The following is a 17,779-nucleotide window of genomic DNA, read 5'->3' as shown; positions in this document are numbered from 1 at the left end:
GCATCAAGAGCATGCAAAATGATCTTATTGATTAAAAGTTGATTAAATGGTATAATAAAAGTATTTATCTATTGCAGGGGCTTTAATGAAATTCATCATCCGATTTGCATGTGAAGGCATGGAAGACCAAATCGAGACAACCATAGACCATAAACAAGGGCTTTATGAGCTCGCCCGCTCTTTAATCGCGGCTCACTTAGGCCTCGATAAGAATGAATGTGAATTTATTCGTCTCGCCGTCAATGAATCACTGGGTTATCAAAATACTAAAAATGATGAAGTCTTTTTAAACTATTTAGTCAAGAAAGTGGGTAAAGAAGAAGAGGAGACTGAATCGGTTAATCTCTATGCCTCGGAATCTCAGGAGTCACGAATTACTCATGGAGGCTTGTCCGATGGCACACCATTAAGCCGTGTGGGCTCAGAACCTGGCACGGTCGAATTCACTGCAAATGCCCCAGACCTGAATCGGCCCCAGTCAACACCGCCTACTTTAAATCCCCGAGGACTGAATCGTTCCCAGTCGACGCCCTCGAGTCTCTTTACTAATAAAGAGCGATTGGATCCTCAGCTACGCCAGGATGACGATGAGCATGGTTCGAAACCTCAGATAAAATAGAATCCAAACCCGCGGCAAGCGGGTTTTTTATGTCAACGCTTTTGCCAGTCAGCCTGTTCTTCACCATACAACAGCACACCGCCAATGACCGCGGATGGCATGGTCAGGACATTCAATAAGGGAATGAAATTAAAGAGATTGATCATGGTGCCAAAGCCCAGCGACTTCAGGCGATGACGCTGTAAATGCTGTTTCATGGCGGTAAAGGTCAACAAATTATTATCCATGACAAAATCCTGGTATTGCATGCTGAGCATCCAGGCATTGAAGGTAAACCAGATAAAGGGGTAAACCGGTTGGATAAACGGCACAAAAAAAAGGGCTGCAGTGAACAAAAAGCGGGGTAGGAAATAACGCAGGAATTGTCCCTGACGTTTGATGCTGCGGCCAGCCATCTCGATAAAGGGTTGGGACGGGATATCGCTTTGAAAGAAATAGCGTTGCGCTTTTTCGGCCAATAACCCGTTAAAAGGGGCGGCAAGCACATTGCAAAGGGCAGTAAACAGCATCAAAAACAGCAAAAAGAAGCTCACCACCACCAGAATAAAAAACAGCGTACTTAAAAAGCTTAACCACGAGGGGAGTTTATCCAGGTAGTAGTCGGCATAGGGAAGAAGATAATGGTAAAACAGGTAAAACAAGCCAGCAAACAAGAGGGCGTTAAAGAGAATCGGCAATACAATAAAACGCCGTAATCCTTTGGTCGACAGCCGTTTTAAACCCGCAATGAAATACAACATGCCTTGGATGAAATGGCCCATGGTTTGTCCGTGAAAAGTCATCTGTTTAGTTTACACCACTTTTGTCCAGCCACAGAGTCATTGCTTTTGTTTGAAAACGAAGGTCATTTTGTCTTCTCATTGATCAATGTGTTATAATTTTGTTGTGTTTTGTAATGGAGTTCTTCATGGCTTATACCAAAAAATCGGCGGAAAGGTTGAGGGACATCAGAAATGACTGGTTTCATGTTGCGGGTGGTGTGGCAGATAATGCTGTACCGGATAAGCTCGATAAAACAAAACATGTTGAGCCGTTTTGGCAATTTCGAGTAGCCATCAAACCCACTCGCGAGAATGCCATAAAGGCGGCTGAAGCCTTAGGTAAGCTTGAACAATTCAGTAGGGACCCGCACCCGGAATTTAAAGTATATATTCCAGATGAGAATAATCAACTTGACGGTTGGGATGGGACTATTAAAGGTGCCGATCGGGCTCAGCGCGGGAAAGAAATCTGTGTTTATATGGAGCATGAGCCTGGAAAAAATCCTGGGTACTATGAAAACGGCTATCCTAGTGCGGAGTATTTAAAAAAATTAATGCTGGATATGTGGGAAGCCTTAGAAAAAGCGGGTGTGGAAATGGCCTATATTGCCCCGGACCTGGTGAGAAGGCAATTTTAGTAGACGATGGGACGTTAACACCCTTTTCATATAGTAGTAATAAGCCCTGGAAAGGGCGTCACGGCATTCTGCACTCGGAGGAATATAATCCTCACAACTTTCAAGATCCTTTGCAAAACGTTCGTTTTATTGCGGCTGATTTGGAAGAACATAGTATTACGCCGCTAAAAGCAGACGCTCGTATAAAGCAACTGGTTTATCAGCGTCTACATTACACCAAAGGGATGACGTGTGCTAATGCTGATTTACATACTCCGTTTGAGAAAGATGAAATTTATTCTTCCGTGGTCAAACAATTAACTCAATTAGTGAACGGGAAGAAGACACTGACAAACGAGGAGATTAAAAATTTTATTAACCTGCTTCAAGAACCAAACAAATCGCGTACCCATGAACCATTTCATGCTTTAGGGGCGTGTGGTTCGGAAATTTTTACTAAGGTACGAAGAGACTTGTCCCAAAGACCTCAGGACGCAAAGCAAATCTTGAGCTCGTTATTGGAGAGAATTAATACCGAAAGGGTGATGGCGGTTAATGAAATGTTGGATATATTACCGGCCTCTTCAAACATCAGCAAAGCCAGGTTGGAAGAAAAATTTGACAGTAACCCGGCGGCATTTCATCGTCTTTATCAACGCTATGCTTTATTGGCTCAGGAAAACAAAACGAATGAAACCTTTATCAAAAAAACCTTCCCCACGTCTTACCAGAAATTAGATCAGGAAGACTCATTGAGTGCTGCCCGCAATCTTTTAAACGATTATACCAAGAATAACTCAGCGGGTGGGCGAGCATTTACGTTCCATTGGTTTCGTCACCACACAGACGAAGTTAATCAAATTGTCGAAAAGATCGATAAAGGGAAGATTATGAGTGTTGATGAACTGATTAAAGAGCTGAGAGAGATTAAACTGACCAACTCCAAAGGTTCATTGTCCCGACGCATTGATTTTATTGTATTTCAGCATGTGGAAGCTCAGGCGAAAATGGCTGATCTGGGGGACATTCAGACTAACCAAGCGGACATAATAGAAGACACCGATAAGCAGTCATTTAGAATTTAAGGGCTTCAGGTTTCCTCATCGTCCCGCGGTTGGGGCTCTTTCATGAGCCGCCGCAGTTCGACGAGTGAACCTTCGTTTTTAAAGATTAGTTTTTAGCTACAGCCAAACCTTTGAGAATCGTTAAAGCGGCATACAGTTGATAGTCCTCATACAACAGGGTCTGATCATCTTTATTGGAATTATCCGCTTTTTCACTCGAATTATTATTTTGATTGAGCAGATGCCCATTCAGTTCCGCTTCGCTAAAGCTGGTTAAATCCTTTGCTTTACTGGATTTAGGCACGGCGATTTCTTCAATAATAATATCGGGGGTAATGCCTTTCGCCTGGATAGAAACCCCGGATGGTGTGTAGTACAGGGCGGTGGTTAATTTAATTGCCCGTTTCTCATCCAGCGGCAGCACGGTTTGCACCGAACCTTTACCAAAGCTTCGCGTTCCCACGATAATGGCGCGTTTATTGTCCTTTAAGGCACCGGCCACAATTTCTGAGGCGGAGGCAGATCCATTGTTGATAAGCACAATCAGCGGCGCATTTTGCAGAATATCGCCAGGATTAGCGAGGGCGGTAAATTTAGATCCGGGGAGTCTCCCTTGCGTGTAGACAATCATTTCTTCGCTGCCTTTCTTGTCGTTATCGATGAAGGCATCGGAGACTTGAATGGCTGAATCCAGTAAACCACCGGGATTGTTTCGCAGGTCAAGGATTAAGCCCTTGAGCTTGCCGCCGGATTGCTGTTTCAGCTGGGCAATGGCTTTTTCCATGTCCTGAGCGGTCATGGCCTGGAATTGAGTTAGACGCACATAGCCATAACTGTCATCAAGCAGTTTGCTTTTCACGCTTTTGATGAGGATTTTTTCGCGAATCAGCGAGAACGTGAGCGGCTTGTTCACCCCTTTGCGCAAAATGGTCAAATCGATGGTTGTTCCTTCCTTGCCGCGCATCATGTTCACCGCATCCTGCAGGCTGATGCCCTGCACGGATTTAGCACCCAGTTTAATGATGTAGTCGCCTGCTTTGATGCCGGCTTTAAATGCCGGGGTATCCACTAAAGGCGTCACGACTTTGACAACGCCGTCTTCCATGGTGACTTCAATGCCCAAACCGCCAAACTCCCCGCTGGTGGAGGTTTGCAATTCCTTGAAGGAATCCTCGTCCAGATAGGTTGAGTGGGGATCCAGACCACTTAGCATGCCACGAATGGCATTATCAAAGAGTTCCTTGTCATCGACCGGCTTGACATAATATTTCTTGATTTGGCCAATGGCATTGGAAAATCGTTGCACATCTTCCAAAGGGATTCGCTTGTTCGGTTCTTCCTCCGTTGCGGCGAATCCAGGTAAAGGCAGAAAAGCTGTTGTGACTAATGTAAGTAATGCACCAGATAACAGGTTGCCACGCATTGTATTCTCCTTGGATAGTTGTGGGGCGCGGCGGGCGCCCACCTCTTCCCGCTTTGTATGAAGCAAGCAATATAGATGCCAGGGGGCAAGTTAAGAGAGCCAATCAAGCGGAGGAACAGCTTTACCACGTTGCCTTACCTCGAAGTATAGTCCGTTTTGTTTTAGTCCGCCGCTGTGGCCGACGGCAGCGATGGTCTCTCCCTGCATGACATAAGTGCCTTTGTGTTTAAAGAGAGACTGGTTATGAGCATAAAGGGTCATAAAGCCTTGCCCATGGTCAATAATCATGAGTAAACCATAGCCATTGAGCCAATCGCTAAAGACCACTTTGCCGGGATAGACGGCATGAACCGGTGTGCCTTCGCCGGCAAAAAATGTCACCCCCTGATTTAAGCGCTGCACCGCATTGCGGGCAACCTGCACCGGTCTCGGCAATTTATGACGCATGACCGTAAACGGTTGTTTGGGGCGGGCAATGCTTTCAGTAGCCAATGTTTTTAACAGACGCGACAGATTGTCCTTGTTGCGTTGGTATTCCGAGAGCGTGTGCTGTTTGCTTTGAATATCCTGGTTGATAGTGTGGATCACGGCCGTATGGTAACGTTTATTCTGCTCAAGCTGTTGCTGATGGGCGTGTAATTTGTGCTGAAGTCTTTCTTGTTCGGCCAGTTCGGTTTTTAAATTGTCCTGGTTGATGGTCAGGTTTTTCCTGGTGGTGGCGATTTCATCGATGATGGTTTGACGGGAATGAACCAGGTATTGATAAAAGGTCAACAAACGGCTGACCGTATAGGGGTCATCCTGATTCAAAAGCCATTTAAGAGGCTGGTATTCTCCCATTTTGTACCGGGTGCGTATGTGTTGAGCCAATAATTGTTGCTGTGCGGCCAACTGTTTGTTTAATTCATTGACATGGGCTTGCAAGGCGTTAATGCGTTGCTGTTTACTGGCCATGTTATTCTGAATGCTGCGTAAATGCCTGACGTTTTCACCGATTTGTTTTTCGGTGCCCTCCAATTCGCGGGTCAATGTGCCGCGTTTATCATGGGCAGTGGCTAAGGTTTGTTTCAGCTTGTTGATTTGATTATCAAGTTGCTTCAGCCTCGATTTGGTTTGAGTAACGCGCGCATTTTCAGCGCCGATCCATGTAACAGGCAATAAAGTCAGCAGAATGATAGCCAGGCGGCCAAAGCGCGAATTAATGTGAATGGGCATTATCTTCCACCAGCAGTGCGTGGCCGGTCATATCGGCCGGTTTGTCAATACCAAGCAGGGCGAGGATCGTAGGCGCCACATCAATCAGGCTGCCCTTGCTTTGCTTGAAATGCCAATCTGCACCAACGTATACAAAAGGCACGGGTTGACTGGTGTGAGCGGTATGGGCCTGATTGGTTGTCTTGTCATACATGCATTCTGCATTGCCGTGATCCGCGGTAATTAACAGGGCACCGCCTACTTTGGCAAGAATCTGCCATACATTGTGCAGGCATTGATCAAGGCATTCAATGGCGCGAACCGTGGCTTGAAAATCACCGGTATGTCCTACCATGTCGGCATTGGCATAATTACAGATAATAACATCGTAGGCCTCGCTTTTAATGGCGTCGATAAGGGTCCGTGTTAATTCCGGCGCACTCATCTCCGGCACCAAATCATAGGTGGCGACAGGGGGTGAAGGAATCAGAATGCGATCCTCATTGGCAAAAACCTGTTCATTGCCGCCATTAAAAAAGAAAGTGACATGGGCATATTTTTCCGTTTCGGCTATGCGAAGTTGGGTTAAGCCCTGACGGGATAATACTTCCCCCAAGGTGTTACGCAGGGTTAAGGGGGGAAAGGCCGTTTCGGTTAAAAAATGTTTCGCGTAGCGGGTCATGGTGACAAAATGGGTCAGAATCGGCTGTTTATGGCGAATAAAATCATCAAAGTCGTCATCAACGAACGCCTGCGTCAATTGCCGGGCCCGATCGGCTCGGAAATTAAAAAAGAAAATCGAATCACCCGATTCGATGGCCCGTCCTTCACCAATGAGGGTAGGCGGTATAAATTCATCGGTTTTCTTTTCATCATAGAAGCTTTTGATGGCCTGTTCGGCGGTGGCAAAACGATAACTGCTTTTGGCTTCGGTAAGCATGCGGTAGACCGGAGCAACGCGTTCCCAGCGTTTATCCCGGTCCATGGCAAAATAACGGCCGCAAAGAGAGGCAATCGTGGCAACAGGGGTGCGCTCAAGTTGAGCGTTTAACGCAGCAAGGCTTTGCAATGCGCTTTGCGGCGGTGTGTCGCGCCCATCTAAAAACAAATGCAGATAAACCTGATTAAACTGGTATTCGTGACATAAATTTAAGAAAGCAAACAAATGCTGTTCATGGCTATGCACGCCACCTGGTGATAATAAACCCATGACATGCAAGGCTTTGTTTTGTGCTTTCATGTCCTGGATGACCTCAATGAAAAGAGGGTTATTGGCAAACTCGCCAGAGGAAATGGCTTCGTTGATTCGAGTAAAATCCTGGTAAATAATCCGCCCGGCGCCAATATGCATATGACCTACTTCGGAATTGCCCATCTGCTTGTCCGGAAGCCCGACGTCATGCCCTGACGCATCCAGTAGAATATGGGGACGGGTATGCCACCATTCATCCCATTGCGGCGTGTTAGCTGCAGCGATAGCATTATGGGCCTTGTCGTTTTGATAGCCCCAGCCGTCAAGAATCATCAGGACGATTGGTTTCCGAGGTTGCATTGTAGCTCCGTAAAGCAATTGATTGGGTTTGAAACACCGATGCCTATTATTACATTTACCTGAGCGATTGACGAGACTGTCGGTTAGAATATCGCCTGGGAAGCTATCGGGGTTGCGCGTCAACCACGGGTTGAAATAACGCAGAGTGGGAGTCCAGTGAACAAGCGGGATCCTCTGTGTGTGGCTTAAAAAAAAGAATGCTGCTTTTATTCAATGCGGTAACCGGTTTTTTTTCGGGAGAAGAATCGGGTAATGGCAGCATTGATGGTTGCTCTTCGGGATCAAAATCGTCCTGTGCATTCAGCCCTGATTGGTCGGGATTTGCAGTTTCACCGGTTGTTTTGTGAACCAGACGATAAACCAGATACGCCACAAGCGACGTGATAATCAGCGTGATCATCATGGTCAACATCACGGCCAGGATGGGATGCATGAGCGCGGAACAAGCCAGTGCAAAAGCAGGTGAGGCTTTAAGAAGCAGGGAAACGGCTATGCAGGCTAAAACAGGAACTCCCAAAGAAACCGTATAATAGCCAATAGGCCATTCTCGACTGGGGGTAAAAAACGGGTGGCACTGGGTTTGCCATCCCGGTGTGATTGCTGTTTCAACCGCGAGCCGATTGGATGCCGTTGTAAACAACGAGAGTTTAAAGGATTGCTTTGGTCCGCCCAGGTTGACAAAGGCCTGTTTAAAGAGTGCGGCAAGATGCTCAATGTTTTTGGCCTGGACCATGAGTTTTTTATGATTGGCATCAACAAAATACCAGTGTTTCTTTTTAATATCATAACCGAGGCTAATCGCATGCCTGAAATTAGAGCAGTAAATGAATACGGCTTGCTTTGGTTTATGCGGATTAAGGCATGAGTCCAGATTGTGAGCCAGAGCTACTAAGAAATCCTTAAATTTTTGCGCATTGTTTAAATCGATATCGACAAGCGCTTGGGAATCGATCAATGCTAATCCCCCCTCCTGCTCCAATTCGACAGACTCTAATGCCTTAAGGAGCCTTAACGTGGATGGGGTAGCCTGACCCAATGCCTTATCCCATTCTGAGTAATCACAGGATTGCGTTAATTCTACGCCTTCACTGAAGGTGGTAAAATCGAGGTAATCTTGTTGACTTTGACTTAAATTATCCTTATTGGCCCGATGAATTTCCGCTTGCTGTATTATACCCGGTAGGTCGATGTACGTTGTGCTTTTGACCAATTTTGTACGGCGCATAAACTGGCTGGCGCCATCCGCCAACAGCGCTTGTCCTCCAAAGATAGCCACAGCATGACAAATTCCCTCCGATCGGACAGGCAGTCCAAGGCTTTGCATGCGACGAATCAGCCAGAGTTGGGTATTGAGTTCAAGTGACGTGAATTTTGTCTTTAAGAAAGAAACCAATAGACTATCGCCGGTTATCAGGCTCAACATGCGATAATGGCCTGCCGCCAGTGCCATTTCTTGCGGCGTATAGCCGTATCGTTTTTCACGAAAGGCGGGATTAACCTGATAACCCAGTTCCTGATAGCGCTTAAAAGCGGCTAAATGATTATTGCTGATTAACCAGATGAATAGTTCCTGGGGCGTTGTGTTGTTGCGCTCCATTAAATACTCAATCAGGTTCGTATGGAGAGGATCGCGGGTAATCGCTTCAGTCAGCAGGGCGGATAACTCTCTTTTTTTTAAGTTGGGTGTATTTTTTAAACAGGTCAATGCTTCGCCAGGATTTTCCCTGATTAATTGCTTCAGGAGCTCAATGGCGGGATTGGCTGCAGGCATTGGGTTGGCTTCAAATTGATTTAATTTTGAACATTATAACGTTTTATTAGTCATCCGGCAACCATTTGTTGCCGGTTCTAGGGAGAGGGCTCTAAAACCACGACAACAATCGGACTATCTTTTTAACCCAGGGTGAGAACAGTTTAGGCGCATAGAATTGATTTGCCAGACGTTTACTGAGTTCATTGCGGGTAGGGTAGGGCATGATGGTGTCGGTAAACAGGCGTAAAGAACGGCGTTCCCGTACAGCGACTATCCAGGGAAAAATCAGCTCACCTGCGTTATCAGCGCACAGACTGGCCCCTAAAATCCTGCCTTTTCGGGTAACGACGACTTTAAGCAGACCCAGGGTATTCCCCTCGGTATGTGCGCGGTCATTGGCTTTAAAATCCAATTGCAGAATGCGGTACTGTTTGGGGTGTTGCAACGCCTCTCGTTCACTCATACCGACCTGGGCAAGTTCAGGGTGGGTGTAGGTGACGCGAGGGATTGCTTTTTCCTGTTGTTTGGCCGGTAATTTAAAAGCAATCTGTTTTAAAACAAGGCTCGCATGATCATTGGCCACATGGGTAAACTGAAGCCCGCCAGCGGCGTCACCGATTGCAAAAACACACCGATTGCTGGTACGCAGTTTTTTATCGACTTCAATGCGTTGGCCATGACAGCGGATTCTCGCGGCGTCAAGGCCCAATTCATCCACCCTGACTTGTCTGCCCGCGGCTACCAGCAAGTGGCTGCCTGTCAGCTCAAGGCTTTTTTCATGATGTTGCGCCACAAGGCGGATGCCGTCTGCATCTTTTTTAATGTGGTTGATCTGAGCCCCTTCATACAGACGCACGCCCGTTTCCTGCATAGACGTACGGACGATGGCGGTGCACTCGCGATCATCGCGGCTTAACAGGGCATCGCTTTCAAGTAAAGACACGTGACTACCCAGCATGGCAAAGGCTTGTGCCAATTCACAACCGATGGGGCCGCCGCCGATGACCAATAAATGCCTGGGGAGTTGAGACAGGCTGAAAATCGTTTCATTGGTTAAATAAGGAACATCATCGAGGCCGGGTATGGGCGGTATGGCTGGCGATGAGCCGGTCGCAATGACAACATGCCGGGCTTTAATTGTATAATCACCTGCTTGAATGGTTTTTTTATCCACAAAACGGGCCTGGGCTTGAATAACCTTTACACCCAATGATTCAAAACGCTCGACAGAATCATGCACCGCCAGGGTTTGGATGGTCTGATGGACATGCTGCATGACCTGGTGAAAATCCAATTGCTCTCGTGGGCTTGCAAAATTAATTAAACCCAGCGCTTGGCTATGGCGCGCCTGCCAGAAATTTTTGGCACTGGCAAGCAGGGCTTTTGAAGGGACGCAGCCATAATTCAGGCAATCGCCGCCCATGAGTCCTCTTTCAATAAGGATAACAGACAGGCCCAACTGGCTTAAGCCGGCTGCGAGACTTAAGCCGGCTGCCCCAGCACCGATGATAGCCGTATGGCAATGCAATGAATTCATGGTGGTTATTAGCTTTGAAGATAATGCCTTACCTTAGTTTATGGCACCAAGGCGCGTCAATGCACGACTTCTTCAGACAGTACTTAAAATTTTTGTTCAAAGCGGTTAGACTATGCCCCAGTCGAAGTCGTAGGAAGAAATTGTTTGAATAGTAAATTACCGCAGCATATCGCCATTGTGATGGACGGTAATGGGCGTTGGGCTGAAAGTCGCGGCATGCTCCGTTTTGAAGGACATAAGGCAGGGATTGCTACGGTTAAAACGGTTATCCGATCCTGTCTGGAACATCAGATTCCGGTCTTGAGCCTGTTTGCCTTCAGCAGTGAAAATTGGTCGCGTCCCGAGAGCGAAGTTGAATTTTTGATGCAACTCTTCCTGACAACACTTCGGCATGAAGTCCAGGAATTACACCAAAAAGCCATCTGCCTGCGTTTTACCGGCAACCGTCAAGGCTTGCCTCCAGCGATTTGTACTGAAATGGATAGTGCTGAGCAATTAACCAAAGACAACACCGGTTTGATTTTAAACCTGGTCTTAAATTATGGGGGTAAATGGGAAATAACCCATGCCGTGAAAAAAATAGCTGAAAAAGTGAGCAAAGGCCAGCTTCGCCTGGATGACATCAATGAAAGCACTATCAATCAGCATTTATGCACCCATGATTTACCAGAACCGGACCTTTTTATCCGCACCAGCGGCGAGCGGCGTATCAGCAATTTCTTTCTGTGGCAACTCGCCTATACGGAATTGTATTTTACTGACACGCTTTGGCCTGATTTTACAGCGGTGGAGTTTGAAGAAGCCTTACTCAGTTTTAAGCAACGTGAGCGCCGCTACGGAAAAACGTCACAACAGGTAAGTGAGAAAGAATATGTTTAAGCAGCGATTATTAACCACCCTGATTTTAGTTCCCGCTGTACTTGCAGCCATTTATTATTCCAATTTCTGGGTATTTGCTGCAGCCGTTTTCTTACTGGTCATGGCCTGTGGTTTGGAGTGGCAACCGCTGATCCCGGTCGTGCATCTGCCCACCAGGCTGTTGATTCTGGCGGGGTTATGGGTTTGTTCCCTTTTTATCCATTTAGTGATCGGTTATTGGCTTATCGCTGGCTTAACCATCTGGTTTTTCTTGATTTTTGCTGTCTTGCTGTTTCCCGAATCGCAACGTGTCTGGGGTAATCGACCAGTGGTCACGTTGCTTTGTTTTGCCCTGCTGCCTCTATTTGGTCAAAGTTTGCTAAGCATTTATGAGCTTGAGGGTGGCAAAGAGCTTCTTTTTTATCTATTGTTTTTTGTATGGGCTGCTGATATCGGCGCCTATCTTGCAGGTAAACAGTGGGGAAAACACAAGCTTATCCCGGTAGTCAGTCCAGGAAAAACCATAGAAGGGTTAGCCGGCGGCGCTGTGTTGGCTTTGGTGGTGGCTGTTTCAGGCTATTGGTATTTTCAGCCCCATGCTCCGCTCATGTGGGTTGCCATGAATACTCTGGTATTTTTTATCGCGCTTTTAGGCGATCTATTTATCAGCATCCTGAAAAGACGCCAGCATCTGAAAGACACAGGGCATTTAATCCCGGGGCATGGGGGAGTACTTGATCGTCTGGATAGTCTTATCGCTGCTGCACCTGCCTTTTATTTTGGGCTTGAATACCTGGCTTCGGGGACACTCAAATGGCTTATACACTAGGTTTTTTTATTCTGGCGCTGTTGCTTTTAGTGACAGTGCATGAGTTCGGGCACTTCATCGTCGCCCGTTTATGCGGTGTGAAGGTGCTGCGTTTTTCCTTTGGTTTCGGCAAAGTCCTGTTTCGCTGGCACGACAGGCAGGGCACTGAATATGCCTGGTCGCTGCTGCCTTTGGGCGGTTATGTCAAAATGTTGGATGAAGGCGAGGGGGAGGTGCCTGAAGACCAGCGTCACCTGGCCTTTAATAATAAATCGGTTTGGGCGCGTATCGCTATTGTGGCGGCTGGCCCCCTGTTTAATTTAATGTTTGCCTTTCTGGCCCTTTGGCTGGTTCTGGTTATCGGTATTTATTCGCTGGCGCCGATGATTGAGGCAGTAAAGCTTGGGAGTCTCGCTGACAAAGCAGGTCTTGCCCCGCAACAGGAAATCATTCGTCTTAATGACGAGCCCGTCCGCAGCTGGCGTGATTTCCAGTACTTGCTCCTGCCGCTGGTGGGCAGCGATGAAACTGTGTCCATGACGGTGAAGCCTCTGGCAGGCGGCCAACAACAGACTGTATTTCTTCCTTTAGGTGAATGGCATCTTGACCCGCAAAAGCCGGATCCCCTTGCCAGCCTCGGCATTACTCCCTTTATCCCGACTATTCCGCCGGTTGTGGGTGAGGTCATGGTGGATTCCCCGGCAGAAAAAGCGGGTTTAGTGTTAAACGACACCATCAAAACCGTCGACGGCAAGCCGTTGTCTGATTGGCTTGATCTGGTGGAGATAGTTAAAAAAAATCCGAATCATGTGTTGATGCTCGGGATCGTTCGTGACGGCAAAAATGAAACAATAGCCCTGCGTACAGGCAGTAAAGACGTGAACGGCAGCCAGGAAGGCTACATCGGTGTCCGTTCTAAAAAAGTGGATTGGCCCAAAACGTGGTTGCGTGTGCAGCGGGAAGGCCCGCTTGATGCCTTGGGCACCGCCTTTCGGCAGACGGTGGATCTCACCGCTACGACCTTTTCCTTAATTGGCCGCTTTGTCACCGGCAAGCTGGCTTTAAAAACCATCAGCGGTCCGGTGGGTATTGCTCAGGGAGCAGGCGAATCCGCACGCAGCGGCATCGCCTATTACCTGTCTTTCCTGGCATTAGTCAGCATCAGCCTTGGCGTACTGAATTTATTACCCATTCCTATGCTGGATGGTGGCCATCTGCTGTATTATTTCATCGAAATCATTATCCGCCGCCCCTTATCTGAAGGGATAAGAACCGCTGGATTATATGCCGGTTTGGCCTTTCTCATCGCGTTGACGGTTCTGGCATTAACCAATGATATTTCGCGATTAACCAGTTAAAGGAGATAAGCCCTTGATTCTGGCTTACTGTTTTGTCAGCCGGTTTTTTGTGCCCTGAGCCGGGAACAGGACAGGAGTCCGCTTGAGCAATTGTTTGCTTGACAGGGCTTGTCAGTTCCTATAAAAGGATTGCAAATTTTGAATTATTCCCGCCGGTTTGAAATCCCGGCATTCGTTTTAGTTGTCGTGCTGGACGTAAAATAATAATGAATAAAGTCAGTAAAAAAATTATCCTGGGAGTATGCTGTTCATCTCTTCTTACCTGGACAGCAGCTGTTAACGCCGCGAATGGTTTTATTGTTCGCGACATCAAAGTCACCGGCCTTCAGCGTGTCAGCGTGGGAACGGTGCTTAATTATTTACCTGTACAGGTCGGCGAGGAAGTCAGTGCCGCAAGCACCGGACAGATTATCCGCGCACTGTATGATACCGGTTTTTTCCAGTCAGTTTCTCTTGAACGGCAAGGAAATACCCTGATTGTCAATGTCATTGAGCGGGCAACCATTGGTTCCATTAATCTGACAGGCAATAAGGAAATTCCTTCTGATAAATTAAAGGAATTGCTTAAACAAATGGGCTTGGCCAAGGGACGGGTTTTCCAGCGGTCAGCCCTGGAACGTCTTGAGAAAGAGTTAAAGCAGGCCTACAACGCCCGTGGGAAATACAATGCGCGCATTGATACCAAGGTTACAGCACTCACTGAAAACCGGGTGGCTATCACCATTAATGTGTCCGAAGGTCGGGTCGCCCGCATCAAAGAAATTAAATTTATCGGCAACCATGATTTTTCAAGCAACGAGCTGATGCCGGAGTTGTCGCTGTCCACCAGCGGTATCTTTACCTATTTCACCAAAAAAGATCAATACTCCAAAACGGCTATGGATGCTTCCCTCGAGTCCTTGCGTTCGTTTTACTTAGACCGTGGGTATTTGAAGTTTAATGTCGTGTCCTCGCAGGTCATGCTGTCACCGGACAAAAAAGACGTCTTTATCAATATTCATATTGAAGAAGGTCCGCAGTACCGCTTTGCCGGCTATGCGGTCATGGGTAAAACCGTATTGCCTAAAGAAAAAATCGATTCCCTGATCCAGGTGAAGCAGGGGGATGTCTTTTCCCGTAAAAAAGTGACTGAAAGTATTTCCGCCATTGGTCTTGCCTTAGGGGATGTGGGTTATGGTTTCCCGGCGATTAATGCAGAACCGCGTTTGGATGAGGAAAACAAAACCGTATTTATTACGTTTGTGGTGGAGCCGGGACGGCATGTGTATGTACGCCGTATTAATTTTCACGGCAATACCAAGACAGCAGATTATGTTTTACGCAATGTTATCCGCCAGGACGAAGGATCGCTGCTCTCGCTGCACAATATTAAAGAATCAGAGCGTCAATTGCGTTTATTGGGGTATTTAAAAGACATTAATGTCAAGACCACGCCTGTACCGGGTGCCAATAATCAGGTTGATCTGGATGTTAACGTTGAGGAAGCGCCTTCGGCTGAAGCCACGGCCTCTATCGGCTATGGTACCAACGGACCAACATTCAATACGGCGTTTAATCAGCATAATTTCATGGGTACCGGCCGCTCCATGGGTATCGGTTTTAACGCAAGCTATTGGGGACAGGATTATTCCTTAAATTATTACAATCCCTTCTACACCAAAACGGGTATAGGTCGCGGCTTTAACCTGTATTACCAGGTGGTTGATCCGCAAAAGCTCGATGTCAGTGCCTACTCGTCCGATCGATGGGGCGGCGATGTCAATTACAACGTGCTGTTAAGCGAGAAAAGCAGTCTGCAGTTTGGTTATGGTTATCAGGATCTGAACATTAAATCCGTTGGTTTCGTCCAGCAGATTCAGAATTTCGTCAATATTCATGGCCGTCACTTCCAGCAAATTCGTTTATCGACAGGGTGGAACAGAAACAGTTATGATCAGTTGCCATTCCCAACCAGCGGCATGAATCAACAGGCAACCGCCATGGTGGCGCTGCCGGCAACATCTTCCTCACTGTCTTATTACAAAACCAGTTATATGGCGCATCTGTACCAGCCGCTGTATAAAGGCTTTATTTTCTCCATACTGGGGAATGTCGGTTACGGTAACCAGTTTGATAATCAGGGTTTACCCTTCTTCGAAAACTATTATGCAGGGGGGATTGCACAGCCTGGGCAAGTACGGGGTTACAGCAGTTACTCACTCGGTCCTCAGGATAATACCGGCAACGCGATTGGTGCCAACCTGCTGGTCAACGGCACGGCCGCGTTGATTTTCCCTTATCCTTTAAGCCGGGATAATGTCCGTACTTCCGTATTTGTTGATGCGGGTAATGTGTTTGTTCGGGGAACGCCGGCTGCCCTGGCGGGTTCTGATGCCGGTCCGCTGCGTTATTCAGCGGGTGTTTCCCTGGAATGGCGCTCGCCCTTTGGTCCCTTGGCCTTTAGTGTGGCGAAACCCTTGAATAAACAACCGGGTGATGATGAGCAGGTATTCCAGTTTACATTATCCTCAGGGTTTTAAAAAAACGAACGCTGGCTTATTTAAAGAGCTGATGGCAAGACGGGTGTAAAAACCCTGATAATTCTTGCCATTTGCGTTGCACAATTGTCGCAACCGTCTTTGAATTATGCTAGCATCATAGCCTTTCAACCAGGAGATAAATCATGAAGTGTGTTAGCGGGTTTTTAATGGCGTTGGTTTTCAGCTTGGGTGCTGCTAATGCCTTTGCCGATTGGTCAAAAATTGGTGTTGTTGATTTGCAGAAAATCATGCAAACCTCATCACAAATGAAGGCCATCCAGCAAAAACTGGAAAAAGAATTCAAGCCTCGCCGTGACAAATTAGTTGCCATGGAAGAGAGCCTCAAAAAAGACATGGAAAAATTCAAGCGTGACAGCGCCGTGATGAGTCAGACTCAAAAGAAAGAGCTTGAGAAGAAAATTGTTGCCGCGCAGCAAAGTTTTGAACGTCAAGGTCAGCAATACCAGCAAGAATTGAGTACAGCGCATAATGAAGCCATGGAAGAGTTGTATGGCAAAATCCGTAAAGCCATCACCAAAGTCGCTGAAACTGAAAAATACGACTTGATTCTTCAGAAAGATGCCGCACCTTTCAGTGACAACAAGTTGGATATTACTGCCAGTGTCATGAAAAATATCGACTGATTTCGTGGCTACAGCATATACCCTCAGGGAATTAGCTGACCTCTTGGGCGGCACTTTGCACGGTGATGCAGGGCTGCTGATCCAAGGGGTTTCTTCGTTAGTGAGGGCTCAAAAAAACCACATCGCCTGTTTCGATGATATAGCTCAGGCAGAATTATTATCCAGAACCCGGGCAGGAGCTGTCTTGCTCACGCCACAGCAGGTTAGTGACTATCCATTCAGTTGTATCGTTGTGTCCAATCCGTGGGAGTCTGTTAAATTTATAGCCAATTTATTTAAAATTGAACCGATTCAAAGACAAGGTATTCATCAATCTGCTATTATTTCCCCCACTGCCGAATTGCCGCAACACATTTTCATTGACGCCCACGCCATGGTTGGGGAGCGTGTAGTCATCGCACCCGGCGTTAGTATCGGTGCTCATTGCCTGATTGAAAGCGATGTATTTATCGGTGCACAAACGGTTATTGAACCCGGTGCGGTGATTGGAGCCGGGACAGTCATTGGTGCAGAGACTTGTGTTGGCAGCGGCGTGATTATTGGCGCCAGCCCGTTTAACAATCTTAAGGACAGAGGCTATTGGCATGCAAGCCATGCGCTTGGCGGCACGGTCATTGGTGATCGCGTCATGATCGGGGCGAATACCGTTATCGCCCGCGGCTCGTTAAGTGATACTTTCATTGGTGAGAATGTTTGTATCGATAATTTGGTACATATTGCTCATGATGTTACTATTGGCGCTCATACAGCCATTGCCGGCTGCGCCGTCATTGGTGCTTTTGTACGCATTGGCGCCCATTGTGTGATTGGGGGGGCCAGTTGTGTTGCTGCGAATGTCCATCTGGCTAACGAAGTGGTCATTACTGGAATGTCTACCGTCAGCAAAAGCCTGCAAAAAGCCGGTGTGTATTCGTCGGGCACCTTGGTCAGCGAACATCAACGCTGGCGGCGCAATGCGGCTCGTTTTCGGCGTCTGGACGACTACATGAAGCGATTGACAAAATTGGAAAAAAATTGGCAGGACAACTCCATTACTTGAGTTGGATGGTGGAAAGGGAATCGTATGATCATT

15 protein-coding genes are annotated in these 17,779 nt (G+C 47.2%); 9 read left to right on the top strand and 6 right to left on the bottom strand.

Annotation, left to right across the window (positions count from 1 at the left end; translation table 11 throughout):
- Window positions 1-85 precede the first annotated feature (85 nt).
- Entirely contained in the window at window positions 86-619 is a 534-nt protein-coding gene (locus tag Lery_RS06540) for a hypothetical protein (protein WP_058526445.1), read from the top strand.
- A 32-nt stretch (window positions 620-651) separates the two neighbouring features.
- Here the strand turns inward: Lery_RS06540 and cysZ are convergent, their stop codons facing one another.
- The gene (cysZ, locus tag Lery_RS06535; protein WP_058526444.1) at window positions 652-1,380 is read right to left on the bottom strand and encodes a sulfate transporter CysZ; all 729 of its coding nucleotides are present in this window, start codon (window positions 1,378-1,380) and stop codon (window positions 652-654) included.
- A gap of 146 nt (window positions 1,381-1,526) precedes the next feature.
- Here cysZ and Lery_RS06530 point away from each other — a divergent pair, with 146 nt between their 5' ends.
- Entirely contained in the window at window positions 1,527-2,018 is a 492-nt protein-coding gene (locus tag Lery_RS06530) for a hypothetical protein (protein WP_058526443.1), read from the top strand.
- A 110-nt stretch (window positions 2,019-2,128) separates the two neighbouring features.
- Window positions 2,129-3,082: a DUF5617 domain-containing protein gene (locus Lery_RS06525; RefSeq protein WP_058526442.1), complete on the top strand. Its 954-nt coding sequence runs from the start codon at window positions 2,129-2,131 to the stop codon at window positions 3,080-3,082.
- 85 nt (window positions 3,083-3,167) lie between these two features.
- Here the strand turns inward: Lery_RS06525 and Lery_RS06520 are convergent, their stop codons facing one another.
- The 5 genes from Lery_RS06520 to Lery_RS06500 form a co-directional block, all read right to left on the bottom strand.
- Complete coding sequence (locus Lery_RS06520; RefSeq protein ID WP_058526441.1) at window positions 3,168-4,484, bottom strand: S41 family peptidase; 1,317 nt, start codon at window positions 4,482-4,484, stop codon at window positions 3,168-3,170.
- 90 nt (window positions 4,485-4,574) lie between these two features.
- Window positions 4,575-5,699 carry a murein hydrolase activator EnvC family protein gene (locus tag Lery_RS06515; protein WP_082657145.1) on the bottom strand — a complete coding sequence of 375 codons (1,125 nt, stop codon included), beginning with the start codon at window positions 5,697-5,699 and terminating at the stop codon, window positions 4,575-4,577.
- Window positions 5,683-7,230 (bottom strand): 2,3-bisphosphoglycerate-independent phosphoglycerate mutase, encoded by a 1,548-nt coding sequence (gene gpmI / locus Lery_RS06510; RefSeq protein WP_058526440.1) that lies wholly within the window; start codon window positions 7,228-7,230, stop codon window positions 5,683-5,685. Before gpmI ends, Lery_RS06515 begins: the two co-directional genes overlap by 17 nt.
- Window positions 7,231-7,333: 103 nt before the next feature.
- The gene (locus tag Lery_RS06505; RefSeq protein ID WP_058526439.1) at window positions 7,334-9,001 is read right to left on the bottom strand and encodes a hypothetical protein; all 1,668 of its coding nucleotides are present in this window, start codon (window positions 8,999-9,001) and stop codon (window positions 7,334-7,336) included.
- Window positions 9,002-9,092: 91 nt separating this feature from the next.
- Entirely contained in the window at window positions 9,093-10,520 is a 1,428-nt protein-coding gene (locus Lery_RS06500; protein ID WP_058526438.1) for a dihydrolipoyl dehydrogenase family protein, read from the bottom strand.
- Window positions 10,521-10,664: 144 nt separating this feature from the next.
- Between Lery_RS06500 and Lery_RS06495 the strand changes: the two genes are divergently transcribed.
- The 6 genes from Lery_RS06495 (at window position 10,665) to lpxD (ending at window position 17,746) form a co-directional block, all read left to right on the top strand.
- Window positions 10,665-11,399: an isoprenyl transferase gene (locus Lery_RS06495; protein ID WP_058526437.1), complete on the top strand. Its 735-nt coding sequence runs from the start codon at window positions 10,665-10,667 to the stop codon at window positions 11,397-11,399.
- Window positions 11,392-12,207 (top strand): phosphatidate cytidylyltransferase, encoded by an 816-nt coding sequence (locus tag Lery_RS06490; RefSeq protein WP_058526436.1) that lies wholly within the window; start codon window positions 11,392-11,394, stop codon window positions 12,205-12,207. Before Lery_RS06495 ends, Lery_RS06490 begins: the two co-directional genes overlap by 8 nt.
- A complete protein-coding gene (gene rseP, locus Lery_RS06485; protein WP_058526435.1) occupies window positions 12,192-13,544 on the top strand; it encodes an RIP metalloprotease RseP in 1,353 nt (450 codons plus the stop codon). The genes Lery_RS06490 and rseP overlap by 16 nt, the downstream gene beginning before the upstream one ends.
- Before the next feature lie 206 nt (window positions 13,545-13,750).
- Window positions 13,751-16,063, top strand: coding sequence for an outer membrane protein assembly factor BamA (gene bamA, locus Lery_RS06480; protein WP_058526434.1), 2,313 nt, complete (start codon window positions 13,751-13,753; stop codon window positions 16,061-16,063).
- Between the two features lie 143 nt (window positions 16,064-16,206).
- Window positions 16,207-16,707 (top strand): OmpH/Skp family outer membrane protein, encoded by a 501-nt coding sequence (locus Lery_RS06475; protein WP_058526433.1) that lies wholly within the window; start codon window positions 16,207-16,209, stop codon window positions 16,705-16,707.
- 4 nt (window positions 16,708-16,711) lie between these two features.
- The gene (gene lpxD, locus Lery_RS06470) at window positions 16,712-17,746 is read left to right on the top strand and encodes a UDP-3-O-(3-hydroxymyristoyl)glucosamine N-acyltransferase (protein ID WP_058526432.1); all 1,035 of its coding nucleotides are present in this window, start codon (window positions 16,712-16,714) and stop codon (window positions 17,744-17,746) included.
- Window positions 17,747-17,779 lie beyond the last annotated feature (33 nt).

It is taken from the genome of Legionella erythra (assembly GCF_001467615.1).
Lineage (GTDB): Bacteria > Pseudomonadota > Gammaproteobacteria > Legionellales > Legionellaceae > Legionella_C > Legionella_C erythra.
Note: the sequence above shows the minus strand (reverse complement) of the source record. Positions and strands in the feature narration are given on the sequence as shown.

Excerpts from the sequence above, each read along its gene's own strand:
- rseP (WP_058526435.1), top strand. The coding sequence starts at position 12,192 with ATGGCTTATACACTAGGTTTTTTTATTCTGGCGCTGTTGCTTTTAGTG.
- bamA (WP_058526434.1), top strand. The coding sequence starts at position 13,751 with ATGAATAAAGTCAGTAAAAAAATTATCCTGGGAGTATGCTGTTCATCT.
- Lery_RS06475 (WP_058526433.1), top strand. The coding sequence starts at position 16,207 with ATGAAGTGTGTTAGCGGGTTTTTAATGGCGTTGGTTTTCAGCTTGGGT.
- gpmI (WP_058526440.1), bottom strand. The coding sequence starts at position 7,230 with ATGCAACCTCGGAAACCAATCGTCCTGATGATTCTTGACGGCTGGGGC.
- Lery_RS06500 (WP_058526438.1), bottom strand. The coding sequence starts at position 10,520 with ATGAATTCATTGCATTGCCATACGGCTATCATCGGTGCTGGGGCAGCC.
- Lery_RS06540 (WP_058526445.1), top strand. The coding sequence starts at position 86 with ATGAAATTCATCATCCGATTTGCATGTGAAGGCATGGAAGACCAAATC.
- Lery_RS06515 (WP_082657145.1), bottom strand. The coding sequence starts at position 5,699 with ATGCCCATTCACATTAATTCGCGCTTTGGCCGCCTGGCTATCATTCTG.
- Lery_RS06505 (WP_058526439.1), bottom strand. The coding sequence starts at position 9,001 with ATGCCTGCAGCCAATCCCGCCATTGAGCTCCTGAAGCAATTAATCAGG.
- Lery_RS06530 (WP_058526443.1), top strand. The coding sequence starts at position 1,527 with ATGGCTTATACCAAAAAATCGGCGGAAAGGTTGAGGGACATCAGAAAT.
- Lery_RS06520 (WP_058526441.1), bottom strand. The coding sequence starts at position 4,484 with ATGCGTGGCAACCTGTTATCTGGTGCATTACTTACATTAGTCACAACA.
- cysZ (WP_058526444.1), bottom strand. The coding sequence starts at position 1,380 with ATGGGCCATTTCATCCAAGGCATGTTGTATTTCATTGCGGGTTTAAAA.
- Lery_RS06490 (WP_058526436.1), top strand. The coding sequence starts at position 11,392 with ATGTTTAAGCAGCGATTATTAACCACCCTGATTTTAGTTCCCGCTGTA.